Annotated in this window: 1 protein-coding gene; it reads left to right on the forward strand. The window is 70.9% G+C overall.

The window, feature by feature from the left end:
* Nucleotides 1-923 (forward strand): condensation domain-containing protein (locus ACLEQD_RS44350; protein ID WP_410391925.1); only part of this gene is annotated, 923 nt, incomplete at both ends.

The following is a 923-nucleotide window of genomic DNA, read 5'->3' on the forward strand; positions in this document are numbered from 1 at the left end:
CGTCGTGGCTGCTGCTGGCGGTGCACCACCTCGCGGTGGACGGCGTGTCGTGGCGAGTCCTCCTGGAGGATCTTGGCACGGCGTACGCGCAGCGTCGCCAGGGCCAGAACGTAGTGCTGCCCGCGAAGACGACGTCCTTCCAGACATGGGCGCGCAAGCTGGAGGAGTACGCGCGCGGACCGGAGCTGGAAAAGGAAGCGGCGTGGTGGCTGGCGCAGGCGCGTGAGGAAACGCCCGCGCTACCAATGGACGCAGGTGGAGTGCGCACGGTGTCGTCCGCACAGGGCGAGGTGGCCGCATTGACCGCGGCCGGTGGCGCGAACACGGCGGCATCCGCACAGGCTGCGCTCGTGTCGAACACGCTGGCGTCCGCACGCAGTGTGGTGGTCGCCCTGGACGCGGAAGCGACGCGGACGCTGTTGCAGGAAGTGCCGGGCACGTACCGGGCGAGCGTGAACGAAGTGCTGGTGTCAGCCCTGGCCCGAGTCCTGACGAAGTGGACGGGACAGCCGCGGGTGCGGGTGGAAGTGGAAGGGCACGGCCGCGAGGAGCTCTTCGCGGACGTGGACGTGACGCGCACGGTGGGGTGGTTCACCTCGCTGTACCCGGTGGTGCTGGAGGTGGCGAAGGAAGGCACGGCGGGGGACGCACTGCGCGCGGTGCGCGACGCGCTGAGGGCGGTGCCGGGCAAGGGCGTGGGCTACGGCCTGCTGCGCTACCAGGGTCCGGAGGCCATCGCCGCGAAGCTGAAGCAGGCACCGAAGGCACTGGTGGCGTTCAACTACCTGGGCCAGTTCGACGCGCTGGCCAGCGGCACCGGAGGCTTCACGCTGGCGAAGGAGTCCGCGGGCCCGACGCAGGGCGAAGGCGGCCAGCGCAGCCACGTGCTGGAGGTCAACGGGCTGGTGGTGGGTGGGCAGCTG

Source organism: Corallococcus sp. 4LFB (assembly GCF_046520365.1).
GTDB classification, from domain to species: domain Bacteria; phylum Myxococcota; class Myxococcia; order Myxococcales; family Myxococcaceae; genus Corallococcus; species Corallococcus caeni.